Below are 449 nucleotides of genomic sequence, written 5' to 3'. Positions count from 1 at the left end.
CCCCAACAACCAACAAAGCCACCAAAATAAACCAACAGCCCCCCAACCACAAAACGACAGACACCAAACAAACCGCGACCACCTTCAACCCCAACGACAACGCAACCAAAACAGCCGCACCACCCATCACCAGAACCCCCGCCACCACCACAACAACCCACAACCACACCAAAACCAAAACCACCCACACACCCCCAACACACAACAAAACCAACAACACACACACTCACAACAACACCAACCCCAACAAAACCACCCCACCACCCAAAAACAACACACCCACAACCCCCACCCAACACAAAAAACCCAAAAACCAACAACCCACCCCACCCACCAACCACCCCACCACCCCCACACCAACAACCACCCCCCCCAAACAAAACACACACCCCAAACAAACCCAAACACACACCCAACCCAAAACCAACAACCAACAACACAAGAAAACC

At 52.6% G+C, this 449-nt stretch carries 1 protein-coding gene; it reads left to right on the top strand.

All coding sequences use genetic code 11. The features are described from left to right. On the top strand, positions 1-449 hold a 449-nt coding region (locus ACTHUR_RS20820; RefSeq protein ID WP_440400703.1), incomplete at both ends, for a hypothetical protein.

It is taken from the genome of Neisseria sp. P0021.S007 (assembly GCF_051956855.1).
Note: the sequence above shows the minus strand (reverse complement) of the source record. Positions and strands in the feature narration are given on the sequence as shown.